The sequence below is a fragment of the Bacteroidales bacterium genome (assembly GCA_013141385.1).
GTDB lineage: Bacteria > Bacteroidota > Bacteroidia > Bacteroidales > Tenuifilaceae > UBA8529.
The window spans coordinates 12,171-28,713 of the sequence record JABFRB010000017.1 but is presented as its reverse complement, the minus strand read 5'-3'; the positions used below and the strand labels follow the sequence as shown (position 1 = coordinate 28,713).

At 32.6% G+C, this 16,543-nt stretch carries 11 protein-coding genes and 1 pseudogene; 6 read left to right on the top strand and 6 right to left on the bottom strand.

The window, feature by feature from the left end; genetic code table 11:
* The first annotated feature begins 117 nt into the window (after positions 1-117).
* From HOO91_10090 to gwsS, 6 genes and pseudogenes are all read left to right on the top strand, one after another.
* Positions 118-936 (top strand): hypothetical protein, encoded by an 819-nt coding sequence (locus tag HOO91_10090; protein NOU17892.1) that lies wholly within the window; start codon positions 118-120, stop codon positions 934-936.
* Between the two features lie 254 nt (positions 937-1,190).
* On the top strand, positions 1,191-2,033 hold the full coding sequence (locus tag HOO91_10085; GenBank protein ID NOU17891.1) for a trypsin-like peptidase domain-containing protein: 843 nt from the start codon (positions 1,191-1,193) through the stop codon (positions 2,031-2,033).
* Positions 2,034-2,173: 140 nt separating this feature from the next.
* Positions 2,174-4,026 (top strand): annotated as a pseudogene (aspA, locus tag HOO91_10080) (aspartate ammonia-lyase).
* Positions 4,027-4,222: 196 nt separating this feature from the next.
* On the top strand, positions 4,223-4,387 hold the full coding sequence (locus HOO91_10075) for a hypothetical protein (protein NOU17890.1): 165 nt from the start codon (positions 4,223-4,225) through the stop codon (positions 4,385-4,387).
* Positions 4,388-4,467: 80 nt separating this feature from the next.
* Positions 4,468-5,454 carry a grasp-with-spasm system ATP-grasp peptide maturase gene (gene gwsG / locus HOO91_10070; GenBank protein ID NOU17889.1) on the top strand — a complete coding sequence of 329 codons (987 nt, stop codon included), beginning with the start codon at positions 4,468-4,470 and terminating at the stop codon, positions 5,452-5,454.
* 179 nt (positions 5,455-5,633) lie between these two features.
* Positions 5,634-6,629: a grasp-with-spasm system SPASM domain peptide maturase gene (gwsS, locus tag HOO91_10065; protein ID NOU17888.1), complete on the top strand. Its 996-nt coding sequence runs from the start codon at positions 5,634-5,636 to the stop codon at positions 6,627-6,629.
* Positions 6,630-6,646: 17 nt separating this feature from the next.
* Here the strand turns inward: gwsS and xseB are convergent, their stop codons facing one another.
* The 6 genes from xseB to dnaK all read right to left on the bottom strand — a co-directional run bounded on the left by xseB (position 6,647) and on the right by dnaK (position 16,275).
* On the bottom strand, positions 6,647-6,850 hold the full coding sequence (gene xseB, locus HOO91_10060; GenBank protein ID NOU17887.1) for an exodeoxyribonuclease VII small subunit: 204 nt from the start codon (positions 6,848-6,850) through the stop codon (positions 6,647-6,649).
* 5 nt (positions 6,851-6,855) lie between these two features.
* On the bottom strand, positions 6,856-9,738 hold the full coding sequence (locus HOO91_10055; protein NOU17886.1) for a tetratricopeptide repeat protein: 2,883 nt from the start codon (positions 9,736-9,738) through the stop codon (positions 6,856-6,858).
* Positions 9,739-9,809: 71 nt separating this feature from the next.
* Positions 9,810-11,999 (bottom strand): tetratricopeptide repeat-containing sensor histidine kinase, encoded by a 2,190-nt coding sequence (locus HOO91_10050; protein NOU17885.1) that lies wholly within the window; start codon positions 11,997-11,999, stop codon positions 9,810-9,812.
* Between the two features lie 84 nt (positions 12,000-12,083).
* The gene (locus HOO91_10045; GenBank protein ID NOU17884.1) at positions 12,084-13,454 is read right to left on the bottom strand and encodes an exodeoxyribonuclease VII large subunit; all 1,371 of its coding nucleotides are present in this window, start codon (positions 13,452-13,454) and stop codon (positions 12,084-12,086) included.
* A 12-nt stretch (positions 13,455-13,466) separates the two neighbouring features.
* Complete coding sequence (locus HOO91_10040; protein ID NOU17883.1) at positions 13,467-14,282, bottom strand: toxin-antitoxin system YwqK family antitoxin; 816 nt, start codon at positions 14,280-14,282, stop codon at positions 13,467-13,469.
* An 82-nt stretch (positions 14,283-14,364) separates the two neighbouring features.
* Positions 14,365-16,275, bottom strand: coding sequence for a molecular chaperone DnaK (gene dnaK, locus HOO91_10035; protein ID NOU17882.1), 1,911 nt, complete (start codon positions 16,273-16,275; stop codon positions 14,365-14,367).
* Between the last annotated feature and the right edge of the window lie 268 nt (positions 16,276-16,543).

Sequence of the window (16,543 nt, the reverse complement as noted above, 5' to 3'; positions counted from 1 at the left end):
GTTGTTTGCAAATGTAGTAAGGATTATTATTTTTTAATAGACCTGAAAAAGAAAATTGACTACTTTGACCACTTGCTATAGATATTCGACAAAATACATTTGTGAAAAATATTCTAAATGCTGGTTAGAGATTTAACCGAATCGGAAAAAAAAGAACATTCAGAGCTTATTCAAGCTGGAAGAGCACAGATTATAGAGGAAATTAAAAACATAATCTCCAAAAAGTTTTGTTATAATAATTCGCTTTATTCAATTGGAAATTGTCGTTCAAAGATTGCCCTTATTACGTTTAATGCTCGAAAAGAATATCTGAATAACACTAATCAAACATTAGACTTTAGTTCTTATCAGGTCGAGCATCAAAATATAGATGATATATTTTTAGAAACCGATGGTGAAAAATATATAGAATCAAGACTTTCTGAAGAAATGCGTGTTTTTAATTATATCAAACCATTTCAAATAATTCGTTTTGATGGTGACTCGATTAACAAAGATTTGAAAAGGTTGAAAGATGAAAAGTTAGAACTTGATCTAGTCCCTTTTTTATCACCTAATTTTTCAGGGGATGATTTCATGTGTAATTACAAACTATGTAAACCATTAATTGAGCGTGTTTTAAATGATGTATTTGCATACCCTCGGCAGTATGCCATTTTTATTGGTGGGTGTTTTAATAAAATCTTAGCAGAATATACTGAAAAATCTGAAAATACATCATTCGTCTTAACTAGTCGAAATAAGCCTAATCAAAAATTTATTGCCCAATTTACTCGTATTACTCTTAATTTTAAGAATAAAAGGATTATTGCAGGTATTGCTGAATCGTTTTTTGATGAAAATCTCGATGAAATAATGATTGAAAAATATGGTAGAGAAACGGTTTCAATTATAAATCGAGGACTTCTTTTAGCAAATCCACAATGGAAATCATAGTTGAATTTTATTTAAAATTATTTGAAATGGTCATAGACAAAAATTTTTACAACAACCGAAAATAGTCGAGTATTATTAAACAAAAATGAACGAATGAAAAGGATAAGAATCTACCTAAGGGATTATTTTGAACCCATTGTAAAGATTGATTATGGTGTTTTCATCATTTTTTTCTTAATAACGATGCTGTTCTTACTAACAATCATAAAAAATATTTGACCTAATAATATAACCATAACCTAAAACCATACAAAATGCTTAGTCAAGTTTGGAAATCGTGTCATGGATCTGTTTGTAGTTTGAATTTTCAAAACGAACGGGGTATAAGTATTGATACTCTTTCAGGGTTCAAAGTGAATGAATCATTGGTTACTACGGATTTTGCTTTTTACATTCCAAAAGCAAAGAAAGTTGAAATTTCATTTGTAGGTGATGATGCAAATAGTGTAGTAGCATCAATGAAAATTCCTTATAAAGAGTTTATTAACGATCTTCGTATAGGGGTGTTTGACGACCATACTGGGTACTCAATTTTCAATCTCGATTTTCCGGATTTTAAAATAATTCCAAGTTTAAAGTTAAGCGAACGCAGGAAATTTCCAATAGGACAGCAAGTTGCCTTGCTTGCTTTTAGTTTGGGTTATTCGAATTTATCGTTACGGTCAGGAATTATCTCTTCCTTTTTTACAAACCATGATGGACTTCGTTTTTTTCAGTATGATGGAATATCATGCCTTGGAAATAGTGGGGGCCCAATAATTGATCCAGAAACCATGCAGGTTATGGGAATCGTTTCTCGGAGAAACACACCTGTATCGCGTTCATATAAGCAACTTGTTGACATAATTACCGCAAATATTGATGAACTAAGCAAAATTCAAGGAGTTGTTAAATATGGAGATATTGATCCTATTCAAGTATTAATTGCAAATCAAAGTCAGATCAAGCAACTTGCCAATAATATATATCGTTACTCAGCTTTTGGCACAACTCCGGTGGTGATGCTTGATAAAATTCTTTCGTACTTTAACCAAAATACAGTTATAGAATCTTGCAATGAGAGGATAAAGCAGGAATATGATTTAAATTTAAGTTAGGAATGGTTTTGATTCTTATGAACCTCGCTCAAAAAGCGAGGTTTTTTTATTGCTACGGTAAACATCCTATGTTCAATAATTGTTACTTAAATTTACCATGATGTAAAAATATTGAAACTAATGTTGGCGGAGGAGTAAAGATGGAACTAAACGAAACTCTTTTATTCTTGAAAAGAATAGAGCTTTTTAGGGATTTAAATGAGAATGAACTTAAAGAATTATCCAAAAGTGTAAAGGAAAAGAAGTATGTTCCTAATGATCTCCTTTTTCGTGAAAATGGGCCAAGAGAAGATATTTTTATAATCTACATTGGCGAGGTAGAACTTTTTAAGAGTAATACTTATGGGGTTGAAACAAGGCTAACTCTTTTTGGAAAGGGAGATTTTCTGGGCGAAGGTTCATGGGCAAATGATTCCCCTCATTCTACAACAGCAAGGGCATTACAGCCAACAACTGTTTTAGCAATTAATAGGGATTTTTTTAATAAAAGTGCCGATACTACCCTGAAAATTTTCTCAAATATTGCTAGGGTTATATCACGCAGAATGCGTAGTGTAAATAGCAGGATGGTTAACCCAGCAGCACAATATGAATCGGGAAGAACAAGAAGAGAACACGATCTACTAGGCGAAAGGGATGTTCCATTTGAGTACTACTATGGAATTCAAACTCTTAGAGCTATTGAAAATTTCAATATCTCTGGGGTTACATTAAATTTATTTCCTACGCTTATTGATGCACTATCAATGGTTAAAGAGGCTGCTGCAGAAGCAAATTACGATCTTGGATTAATTGATGAGAAGATTAAGGGTGCTTTAGTGCTTGCATGTCAGGAGATTAGAAATGGGAAGTATCATAATCACTTTGTTGTAGATATGATACAGGGTGGTGCTGGAACCTCTACAAACATGAATGCAAATGAGGTTATCGCAAATCGAGTTATTGAACTATTAGGACATGAAAAAGGTGAATATGATTATTGCCATCCTAATAATCATGTAAATCTATCCCAGTCAACAAATGATGCATATCCTACATCAGTAAAAATAGCGTTAATAAACTCAAATAAGAAGTTAGTTTTAGTGCTCGAAACGTTAGTTGAATCATTTAGGAATAAAGCAAAGGAGTTTTCTCATGTCATTAAAATGGGACGTACACAATTACAGGACGCTGTACCTATGACCTTAGGGCAAGAATTCGAAGCGTATGCTGTAACTTTGAAGGAGGAGGTTGAGCGCTTAAACCAGAATGTTAGGTTATTCCTAGAGGTTAACATGGGAGCAACTGCAATTGGAACGGGAATTAACTCAGAACCTGGTTATACCGATTTGGTCATTAAACACCTAAGAAGAATAACAAGTTTAGATATTGTTTTAGCATCTAACTTAGTAGAAGCAACACAGGATACAGGTGCATTTATTATGTACTCTTCGGCGGTTAAACGTTTAGCTGTAAAGTTATCGAAGATTTGTAATGATTTACGGTTACTCTCATCCGGACCAAGAACAGGTATCAATGAAATAAACTTGCCACCAATGCAGCCGGGATCATCAATTATGCCGGGAAAGGTAAACCCTGTAATACCCGAGGTGGTTAATCAAGTTGCTTTTAAGGTAATTGGAAACGATTTAACAGTAACAATAGCAGTCAACTGGAACTTAATGTTTTTGAGCCAGTTATTGTTCAAAGTATATTCGAATCCATTGAAATGCTTAAGAATGGGATGAACACTTTAAAGTATCGTTGTATTGATGGGATAACTGCAAATGAAGAACGTTGCCGTATGATGGTATACAATAGTATTGGGCTCGTAACAGCGTTAAACCCTTTCTTAGGATACGAAACTTCAACCCGTTTGGCAAAAGAAGCTTTATTGAATAATAGAAGTGTATATGAGTTAGTACTTGAGAAAAAACTTCTAACAAAAGAGCAGTTAGATCAAATATTGGAACCGGAGAATATGATCAAACCTAGAAAAATGAAGTTGGATTAGATAAATAGCAATAGAAGGTATTAGTATTAACTGAAATGATACATGTATTTGCCGAATGCTACATTCATTGAAATAAAATTATAATATTGTATAGAAATATTCTATTATTTATTAAAGGAATAGAGCTTATAAAATATTTAGCATTTTGTTTTAAAAAACATATATTTGAGTTATAAATTCCTTAAAATCAAAAAGCATGAAAAAAACTGTATGCAAGAAAAATTTTGAAAGCATCAGGGATGCTAAAAAATTTGGAAAAAAAGAATTAAAGAAAATTCAAGGCGGGCTTGCCCGAACTCTGACCTTATGCGACGGACAATATGACGGAGGAGGAGATCCAACCTCCATCGATCCTGTTTAATGTCAAAGAATCATTTTAAGAGGCGTGTTTATTCTTTAGAGCACGCCTCTTAAAATTTAAAAAGGGATCTTGTTTCTAAAATGATATTGATAATATCAAAAGAAAAAGCAGAACTTTCCACAGAGGAAGTAATTGATTGGATTGTTTTTTTTGGAAAATTTTTTATTCGAATTAATGGTGATGAATTTTCCCAAAAAGGCAATGTTGAAATCTCTCTGGATAATTCAGAACTATTGATTAAATATAAGGATATCGAAATTCCTTTTGGCAAAATAAGTTTTGTTTGGTTTAGAAGATGGTTGGATAGAGATTTTTACGATCTGTATAACAATAGTGAAATAGATTATTCTATTATGGATCAGTTAATCTTTTATCAATCAAGTAACATAATATCTCTAAGAGAATTATTATTTAAGTATTTGAATAAGAAAAAATGGTTATCTCATCCTTCAAAAATAGCATTAAACAAAATTCATGTATTAGTTGAAGCAAGCAAAGTGGGACTTAATATACCAGAAACTAAAATATGTTCCACAAGGAAGGACCTGATCAAATTTTTTAATACTCATAAAAAAATTATTTCTAAAGACCTTAATGACCCATTATTCTTTTTTGATGAGCGAAATTATTATACCTCTATTACAAATGTTATATCTAAGAGGAAGATATTAGGTCTTCCGGATGAATTTCCCCCTTCATTTTTTCAAAAATTAGTTGAAAAAAGGTATGAAATTAGAATTTTTTATTTGAATAAAAAATGCTATTCCATGGCAATATTTTCTCAGAGTGATAAACGAACGAAAATTGATTTTCGCAACTACAACGAGGATAAACCAAATAGATTTGTTCCGTATAAACTACCCAGAGATATTGAGAAAAAGATAATTCTATTGATGCAAAACCTTCATTTGACAACTGGTTCCATAGACATGATTAAAAATAAAGTTGGGAATTATATTTTTTTAGAAATCAACCCAGCAGGGCAGTTTGGAATGGTTTCTGAGCCATGTAACTATTATTTGGAAAAGGAAATAGCTAAACATTTAATTTCTCAGGATAATGGATAAGAATGTTAAGAGATTATTGGTGAAAGAATTACCTGTTAATGCTCATTCACTATTAAAGAGAATAAAACTACAAAATAGTAGCCCTAATAGATTTGTCAAGAGCGATTTCTATCAAACAAATTATTCAGTTTGTAAGTATCCACAAAAACCGATTTCTAAAATATTTTGAAGGATAGAAAATGGATATTTTTAAATTATTTGCTTGCTGCATACCTGTTAAAGGTTTTACCAATTATATAATTTGTGATCTACAAAGAGCAGAGTTCATTAATATTCCGGAAGTTTTATATGAAATACTAACTGTTTATAAAAACAAAGGAATTTCAGAGATTAAGCGCAATTACGACAAAGAAAACCATCGGTTTATAGATGAGTACTTTGAATTTTTAGAAAATAACGAATGCGGATTTTGGTGCGATATATCTGAAATTAAAAATTTCCCTGATTTAAACCTAAAATTTGAATGTCCTGAATTGATAAATAATGCAATAGTAGATATTGATAAGAACTCAAAGCACGACTATGGCAAGATATTCAATGAATTAGATGAATTAAAATGTAAGTTTATTGAGATACGATCATTTGATATTTTACGTATTTGTGATTTATGTGAAATTCTTCATCATACTAACAATAAGATATTTAGAAATATTGATATCATTATAAAGTATTATAAGAATATTGAGAATGATATAAACGAAAACAAATTATTTTCTGAATTTACAAATATTGGTGTAGTTTCAATTCATTCAAGTCCCAAGAATGAAAAATCATTTAATGATAAAATTGTTTATTCAAAAAAAGTAATCAAAACATGTAACGATTGTGGAGAAATAGATATTGATAAGTTTACTCTAAATATTGATACATTTACTGAAGCACAGCACTTTAATACATGCTTAAATAAAAAGGTATCTATCGATTCCAATGGAAACATAAAGAACTGTCCAGCATTCAATTATAGTTATGGAAATGTAAATAACGGTGATAGTATTGGGAAAATAATAAAAACACAAGAATTTTCTAAGTATTGGTCAATCACAAAAGATCACATACATATATGTAAGGATTGTGAGTATAGATACATATGTAGTGATTGCAGAGCATTTGTGGATGATATATTTGATAAACCTAGAAAATGTAATTATAATCCTTACGCTGGCAAGTGGGAATAATTTAACTCAGCAAGATTTTATTTATCGTCAAATTCTTTGAGAATTTTTTGCACCTCTTCTTCAGTATTCTTTAGTTTTAATTTGCAGAAGTTCAGAAGTTCTGCTACACGTTTGACATTAGCTGATAGTTCGTCAATATCAAGTTCTTGATTCTCAATTTTACTAATAATTGACTCAATTTCAGCTATAGCCTCACTATAAGTAAGTTGTTTCTTCGACATACAAATTAGTTTTTGATTGGATGATTTGGTAAAGTAATAATGAAAGATGTTCCAACGTTCAACTCACTTTCAACCCTTATACTTCCTTTATTTTTTTCAATAAATTCTTTGCAAATAATTAATCCTAACCCAGTTCCAGATTCTTGATTAGTTCCTTTTGTTGAAATATTTTTATCTACCTGAAATAGTCTTGTTTGATTCTCGCGACTTATGCCAACACCTGTGTCGGTAACGTAAATTTCAATCACCTCATTTTTACTATTAGCCCAGATTGTTACCTCCCCGTTTTTTGTGGTAAATTTTACTGCATTCGATAGGAGATTTCTTATTACTGTTGTAATTGTTTCCTTATCGGCAAAAGCTACATCCGTATTGTTTAATCGCGATTTTATAGTGATGTTTTTTTCCTTTGCAGATAATGAAATTACCTCAAGGCACAAATCGGCAACTTCCTTTATGTTAATGGTTTCAGGGATTAATTTTATTTTACCAGATTGACTCCTTGACCAGTTAAGTAGACTATCGATAAGCGTTAGAACTTTGTTCGAGGATTTATTGATATGTAGGCTGTATTCCTTTATTTCATCTGGATTTAAACTACCTGCTTTTTGATTTAGTATTTCGGTTAAACCAACAAGGGCATTAAAGGGACTTTTCAAATCGTGGGCGATAATTGAAAATAGTTTATCTTTTGTTTGAACATTTAGTTTTAAGGCTTCCTCTGATTGATATAGTCTGTCGTTGGTTTCGCGAATTGTAATAATCTTTTCTTCAAGTACTTTATTGTGTTTTTTCTTTTGCCAATACCCAAGGTAGGATAAACTTGCGAGGCTTAATATTAGAATACCAAATGCTATAAGAATATATTGCGACACCCTTTTCTTCTCAAGTTCAAGTTCTTTTAAAAGCGCCTCTTGCCTAAGGTATTGAACTTCTCCCTCCATCGATTTTATCTCTTCTTTCTTTTTGTCGAGTTCCAGATCGAGCTGGGCTTCAAGATTCTTCTCATTCTTTCGGGCGTTGTCTATACTATCACGAATTTTGATATGTTTTGAAAAGTAATCTAGTGCTAATTTATAGTTGTTAGTTGCTTTATAGAATTCATGCTTAGCCAAGTAACCATATTCGATCAAAACCATATTGCCAATTTCTTTACCAATGGCAATTGATCTATCAATATTTTTTTCAGCAACATCAAGTGTTCCCAACTTAATTTGAATTTCACCAATTTTTCTTAGACATAGCCCTTTACCATCAAAATTGGCAGACTCATCATAAATCTTAATTGCATTCTCGAAGTATTTAATTGCTACTTGAAAATTACCAGATTGACGTTCAAGATTTCCTAGGTCATTATAGGTGTCTGCAATGGCCTTACCATTATTGATTTTTTGGGAGATACTAAGTGCGAGATTAAGGTTGTCCTTGGCTCGATCTATTTGCCCAACTTGCATTTGAACCTGCGCTATATTCCTAATTGTTCTGGCAGTACTTGCAACATCACCTGTCTTTTTTCTCATTGAGAGGGCTTCTTGAAAAATCTTTAAAGCAATATCATATTGTTTTTGGTCGATATATAGATTTCCTAGGTTGACTAGAACATATGCAGCTTCTGATGGGTTTTTCCCTTCGGAAATTAATCTTCTTGCTTGCTCTAAATAAATGGTTGCATTTTTTGTTAGGCCTAACTTTCTGTAGGTTATCCCAATGTTTGTTAATGATTTAGCAATATCCTGATCTTTCCCGATTTTTTGCCTAATTTTAAGTGACATCAAGTATCTTCTAAGCGCTTCGGCAATATTTCCTCTTTGATTATAGAGATTCCCCATCTCATTGAGCGTTGAGGCGATTGCGAGTTGATCCTGAAGTCTTTCCCTGATTTTAAGAGCCTCATCAAGCGATTCTGAAGCTTCATCAAACATTGATTTTTGCGAATAGACTCTTGCTAAGTTCTCAAGCGTATTTGCAGAGGAAATGATAAAACCACTTTTGTTTTTAATGTCTAAACTTTGTTTGTAATATAGGATGGCCTCATTGTATCGGTTAAAGCGAAAATGGAGACTACCTAAAAGATTTAGAACTTCTGAAGTTTCTTCGTTGTTCTTAATCTCATCCGATAGTTTTAATGCTAAGTTCAACTGGCTAATGGCTTTATCAAAATTACTTAGCTCTCGATAAACTAAACCCAAGTTTTTTAGCGATGCAATTAACCCGATGGTATCTTTAGCATCCTCTCTAATTATATATGATTTATAGTAACATTCAAGTGCTTCTTGAAAATGACTAAAATACCAATAAGTACTACCTAGGCTATTCCAAGAATCGGCAATAAGATTTTTCTTTATAACTTTTGTAGCAATTTCCAATGCTCTTCTTTTGCTGATAATTGATTTATCAAAATCACCAGTTGATTTATCAAAATCGCCAATTAACAGCTCAATTCTTACCTCATCCTCAGTTATATTTTTCTCTTTCGCTAGTTTTTTAGCTTCAGAAATTACCCTAAGGAATTGACTTGCTTCACCTGCTTCACTTTCTATCCTGCTTGATAATAGTAAGCAGTTAATCCATTGTTTTGGGAGGTTTTTCTTTTTTGATAGTACAAGTGCGGAGTCAATATATTTTTTCGCATCATTAAATGAGGTAATATTTATGCACGATTCAGCGTATGTAAGGTATGAGTCAATTAGTAATAATTGATTTTTAATAGACTTTGAGATTGAAATTGCCTCTCTAGAAATTGTTTGTGTTTTTAGAGGATCTTCAGTAATAAATAAGTTTGCCTGTTTAAGAAGGCTGTCAACTCTTATTTGGCTTTGCGGATGAACCTTTCCTGCAAAACAAATATTAATGAAAAAAGATAATATAAGAACTTTCTGAAAATTCATTAAAGGTTTTTTAGAATTTAACAAGAATCAATGATAAATTAAATGCTAATTAATTCAAAGACTCTTTGATGCTAATTGATTGCTGTTTCTTTTGGTAATGTAAAGTAGAATGTACTTCCTTTACCTTTATTGCTGTTGGCCCAAATTCTTCCACCGTTTCTTTCAATGAATTCTTTGCAAAGTAGTAATCCTAGACCAGTTCCCTCTTCGTTTGCTGTTCCTTTATTTGAGATTGAGCTGTTTAGCTGAAAAAGTTTTTCTAAATCATCTACATCGATGCCAACACCAGTATCAGCAATTGATACTTCGATTTCATTTATAGTTTCAACAGCCCTAATTTCGACCTTACCGTTTGAATTTGTGAATTTAATGGCATTGTTAATCAAGTTTCTGATTACTGTTGATATAATATTTTTATCTGCGAAAGCAGAGATAGTGCTATCGACTGTAACTTTAATGGCGATTTTTTTCTTATCAGCATAGAATTGAAGGTAAGTAATCTCCTGTTTGATAACTGGCAATAAATTAAAAATTTCTGGATTATAAGTAATTGAACCTGTTTGAGTTCTTGACCATTGAAGTAAATTATCTAGTAATTTGAAAAGGCTTTGAGATGATTCGTAAATTACGTTGATATATTCTTTAATCTCGGTCTTTGTATAGGTATCATAATTTCGTTCGAGCAGTTGGCTGAATCCAAGCAGTGCGTTGAAAGGATTTTTTAGATCATGAGCAATTATTGAGAAAAACTTGTCCTTTGTGGCATTAAGTTCTATAAGATTTTGCTCAGATTCTATTAATTTTTTGTTGATTTGTTCAAGTTCTCTATTCTTTACTGAAAGGAGTAAGTTATTTTTTCGTTTGATTCTTAGGCTGAAAATTATCACTGATATAAGAAGTAGAATAGAAAATATTACTAAATATTTCTGAAAACTTTTATGACGTTCAACCTCAAGGACGCCAATCTCTCTATCTTTTTTAAGTAGTTGAATCTCTTTTTCTTTAGCTACTGTTTCAAATCGGGTTTGCATTTCAAGAATACTACTTGTTTGCTGACGTGTGTAAAGGCTATCATTATAGGCTAGTTGTAAACTTTTATATTCAAACGCTTTATTGAACATTCCTTTCATAGAATAGATCTGGGAAAGTATTTGGTAGCATTCCTGAATATATGCTAGGTCAGTAAGTTTCCCTGCAAAAGGAAGGGCTTTGTTCACATACTCATTAGCCTTTTGTAAGTTGCCTGCTTGTAGGTAGGCAGCAGCAATATTGTTGAAAGTATTTATATAACCAGTTTTGTCAAAGAGTTTAACGCTGTATTCTTGCGATTCGAAATAGTATTTAAGTCCTTTTTCTATTTCTCCCATTTCAACGTAAATCATTCCGATATTGTTCATTGCGGTGGATATAGCATCATCATCGTTTTGCTGTTTTGCGTAAACAAGCGATTTGGAATAAAATTCGATAGCTTTTTGATTATTTTTATTGGTACTATACATGACTCCTAGATTATTAAGAGCCACAGATAGCCCCACTAAATCATTTCCCTTCAAATATAAGTTATAAGCTTTTTCATAGTATTCTTCAGCAAGATCATTATTCTTTAAAACCATATGCACATAACCTATAAAGTTGTAAGCCTTTGCTTTATCCAGTTCTATATTATTGGCAATAAATATGTTTGCGGATTTTATTGCATATTCTAAGGCTTTATTTAAATCATTTATATCATAGTATACATTCGCAATTTTGAAAAGAAGAGTGCCTTCATTATTAAAATCTCCAATTTCTTTTGCAACTTCATAAGCCTCTTTATAAGAATCTATTGCATCACTAAATCTTTTAATATTTCTGTATGCTTTACCAACTAAAATTTGGATGTCAATTATATTAGATTTGTTATTGGCTTTTTTACAATACTCTTTCGATTTTAAAAAGTATTCAAGTGCATGGGCATAGTCAAACTTATCGGCATAAGCGTTGCCTAAACTTTTGAAGGCTTCGTAAAAACTATTATCACTCTTATCAATATTTGCTGATTCAAGAGATAAGTTGGCATAATAGAAAACAGTGTCGTTGTTCTTTCCTTGGTAAAAACTTGATATTTGTTTGTAGATGACTACTTTACTCTCTTCTGAAGCGCTCTTGGTAAGTTTTAGAAGGCTATCAATCTTGTTTCTCGAAATAGCCTGTTGAGCCACAGATATATTTATCAAACCTGAACCGAGAATGAAAAGGATATATAATTTAATTTTAATCAAGGTTTCTTTTTTTTGAAACGGCAAAATATAAAAAACATCTATTAAAAGCAAAAACTTAAGAAAGAGTTGAAAGGATTTTAATGCTTAAATTACGTTACTATTCAACTCCCCTTTATTTAGTTTGGTTGTTATTGTTTCACCTTTTTTCACCAGTTTTGAATCTTTAAGGATTTTTCCATTATGAAGGGTGATTGAATACCCTCGCTTGAGGATATTTGATGGATCGGATGATGTGTTTGTCTTGTGAATTATTTCCAGTAAATTATTTTGATTTACCAAGTATCGTAGTGAATAATTATTTAAAAAACTCTTAAACTGGTTGATGTTGTTATATGATTTTGCTATTTTCATTAACGATAAAAGTTCAAACGTTTTAGCCGCTTTAGTTGTTTTTGAGCGCTCGTTTAATATGAGTTGATTTAATGAATATGAATATTTTCGATATAATCGTTCTATATTAATCTCGCCTTTTGATATTTCTTGAAATATCCGAGGTGTTATTGAGGATAATCTTCTTTCGAATTGAAGCTTTTCAGTGGTTAAATTTTCCTCAATAATAAATTCTAATCTATCCTTTAAATCATGCAAAATAGATTCTGCTTCAATGAATTTGCTAACTATAAAATCAGCAACCGCAGTTGGCGTTTTAAGTTTGGTGTGGGCAACTAAGTCAACAACTGATATATCTTTTTCGTGCCCAATGCCAGTGATTATAGGCAGTGGGAATTGTGCAACATGAGCAGCAAGCCAATAGCTATCGAAACAGGCAAGATCAGCCTGTGAACCCCCACCTCTAATAATAACTACTACATCAAAATTGTAGTATTGTTCATTTATCTTATTCAGTGCATTAATAATTGACTCTTCTGCTGAACTCCCTTGCATTATAGCAGTAAATAAGGTATGTTCAATTTTATACCCGTAATTATTTGTATGAAGTTGGTTTATAAAATCTTGTAAACCAGCGGCTGATGAGGATGAAATAACAGCAACTCTTTTAGGCGGTACTTGTAGTTCAAGCCCTTTATTCATATCAAATACGCCTTCTACAACAAGTTTCTCAATTGCCTCACGGCGTTTTTGCTCTATATCACCAATGGTGTAATTAGGTTCAATATCCGTTATATTTAACGAATATCCAAAAACTTCATGAAAAACAACTTCCGCTAAAACTAGTATTTTAATGCCTGAAGAGATTGATCTCCCTGTTGTTGTTTCAAAATAGGGTTTAAGCATTCTATAGGTATAAGCCCATATGGTTGCGCGTGCTTTGGCTTTAGGGTAATCCTGGAGTTCATCTTTTTGAATTAGTTCAAGATAACAATGCCCTGAACTATTCTCCTTTACCTCGCTCACCTCGGCTACAATCCAATAGTTTGTTTGAAAGGATTGGGATAGGGTTTCCTTTACTTTCTGGTTTAGTTCAAATAAGGTTATTTTATCAGAGGCGAGCATAGCTGTTTATAATTAATATCCTCCAGACTGCCTTAAAAAATCTTCAATTGTTGGTTCTGGTATTGTTCCTGCTTTTGAGATAACTTGTTGTAGTAATTCGCTTTCCTTTTCAATTAGTTTATCATTATTCTCAGCACTTCCATTGATATACTTAATTTCTCCTGTTAATTTCCCATTTGGATCATAGATTTTCCATATACCATTTTTTAAGCCATTTTTATAACTTCCTTCAACCCTAATTTTCCCATCGAAGTAATATACTTTTACAGCACCTTGCTGAATTCCTGAAATAAATTTTACATAGGTTTTGTAAGAACCATCCTTATAGTATTGAATTAAATCACCATGTATTTTTCCGTTTTTCCAACTAATGGTTTCATACGCAGTTCCATCTTCGTAGTAACTCTTAAAAAGACCATCTTTTAAGCCTTTTTTAAAGGATTCCTCAAAAACCAATCTATGAGCTGGACTATAATATTTCCAAATACTATCTTTCTGATTATTGAAGAACAACCCTTCTGCTGCAAGACTCCCGTTTGTGTAGAATAGTTTTGCTTTTGATGATGTGCCATCGTTATTATATAACAATATTGCTTTAATAGTACCAACTTCATGGTAGCGCTTAAAAGTACCACGTGGTTTGTCATCCTTAAAGAAACCTTGATAGGCAATTTTTCCATTTGGAAAAACTTTTTTCCAGAATCCTTGCTTAAGGTTGTTTTTATCTTTCTGATTAAATAATGTATCATTCTGATAAAAATTGCTGGATTGAGAAGTAGGAGCAATTGAAAGAAAGAAAAGAATGATAACTAGTCTGATGAAGTTCATACTTTTTTTGTTCAAAGTTAACCTATTGCTAACAAAAAGAAAAGCCCCCAAAGGAGGGGGCTTTAAAAGATTCAAAAGTATGTTATTTAACTTCCTCAAAATCAACATCAGTAACCTCTTTATTCTTTTCTCCATTATTTGAAGATGATGAATCTGATGGTGGTGTTTGACCACCTTCTTGGCTAGGACCCTGAGTGTTTTTGTAAAGTTCTTCTGAGGCAGTTTGCCAAACTTTGGTTAACTCTTCAGAGGCTGTTTCAATAGCTGGTATATCCTGACTCTTGTGGGCTTCTTTAAGTTTTGTTAAGGCCTGCTCTATTGGAGTTTTTTTATCAGCTGGTATTTTATCACCGAATTCTTTCAGTTGCTTTTCAGTTTGGAATATCAAGCTGTCAGCGGCATTGAGTTTATCGATTCTCTCTTTTTCCTTTTTATCTGATTCCTCGTTAGCTTTGGCTTCATCTCTCATGCGTTTTATTTCGCTATCGGTAAGTCCTGATGATGCTTCAATCCTAATACGTTGCTCTTTTCCTGTTCCTTTATCTTTTGCCGAAACATGAAGTATCCCATTAGCATCAATGTCAAAGGTTACTTCAATTTGAGGAACTCCACGTGGTGCAGGTGGTAATCCATCTAGGTTGAAACGACCAATCGTTTTATTATCTTTTGCTAATGGTCGTTCACCTTGTAAAACATGTATTTCTACAGTAGGTTGATTGTCCGCAGCTGTTGTAAAAGTTTCCGATTTTCGTGTAGGAATTGTTGTATTTGCATCAATCAAGCGAGTGAATACACTTCCCATGGTTTCAATACCAAGTGATAGTGGTGTAACATCTAGCAAAAGAACATCTTTTACCTCACCAGTTAAAACACCACCTTGAATTGCTGCTCCAACTGCAACTACCTCATCAGGGTTTACACTCCTATTAGGAACTCTACCAAAGAATTTCTCAACTAACTGCTGAATTGCAGGAATTCTTGTTGAACCACCAACGAGAATAACTTCATTAATCTCTGATGTTTGCAAACCTGCATCACTAAGGGCTTTGCGGCAAGGTTCAACTGTTCGTTGAATTAATTGATCGCATAGTTTTTCAAAGTTTGCTCTTGTTAAAGTTCTTACTAAGTGTTTAGGAATGCCATTAACGGGCATGATATAGGGTAGATTAATTTCAGTAGAAGTTGTGCTCGAGAGTTCAATTTTAGCTTTCTCAGCAGCTTCTTTTAATCTTTGTAACGCCATAGGGTCTTTTCGCAAATCAAGACCTTCATCCTTTTTAAACTCTTCTGCCAACCAGTCAACTAGGACATGGTCAAAGTCGTCACCTCCAAGGTGAGTGTCCCCATTGGTCGATTTAACCTCAAAAACACCTTCACCTAGTTCAAGTATTGAAATATCGAATGTTCCACCACCTAAGTCAAAAACAGCTATCTTAAGATCTGTAGACTTTTTGTCAAGGCCGTATGCCAAAGCTGCGGCAGTAGGTTCGTTAATAATACGTCTTACTTTTAAACCTGCAATTTCTCCAGCCTCTTTTGTAGCCTGACGTTGTGAATCACTAAAATATGCTGGAACAGTAATTACTGCTTCAGTAACTTCTTGACCAAGATAGTCTTCCGCTGTTTTCTTCATCTTTTGAAGAACCATAGCTGAAATCTCCTGAGGGGTGTACTTACGATCGTCAATAACTACTCTAGGGGTGTTGTTGTCTCCTTTTACTACTTGGTAGGGTACTCGTTGTACCTCAAGGGTAACCTTATCAAAGGTTTCTCCCATAAAACGTTTTATAGAAAAAATAGTTTTTTTAGGATTTGTAATCGCTTGTCTTTTGGCTGGATCGCCGACTTTACGTTCGCCATTTTCAACAAATCCGACTACAGAAGGAGTTGTTCTTTTCCCCTCGCTATTCGCAATTACGACAGGTTCGTTACCCTCCATTACAGAAACACATGAATTGGTTGTTCCTAAATCTATTCCAATTATTTTGCCCATTTCTATTGAGTTTTTTGTTAATTCTAAATTATGTTTGCATGTAACTTCAATCATTATGCCAACCTTATATATTGCCTAATTCTAAGTAATTGTGGCATAATTTCTACTATTAAAAAGATGTAATTGTCAGTTTATTTAATATCCGTCAGGCTTATAATTATTATAAATTATTAAAAATCATTGTTTTATATGTATTGCTGCCAATTCGTCATATTGTTGATTTTGCAAAAAAAATATAAAGACTTTGATCATTTGAGAGTAAATTAAA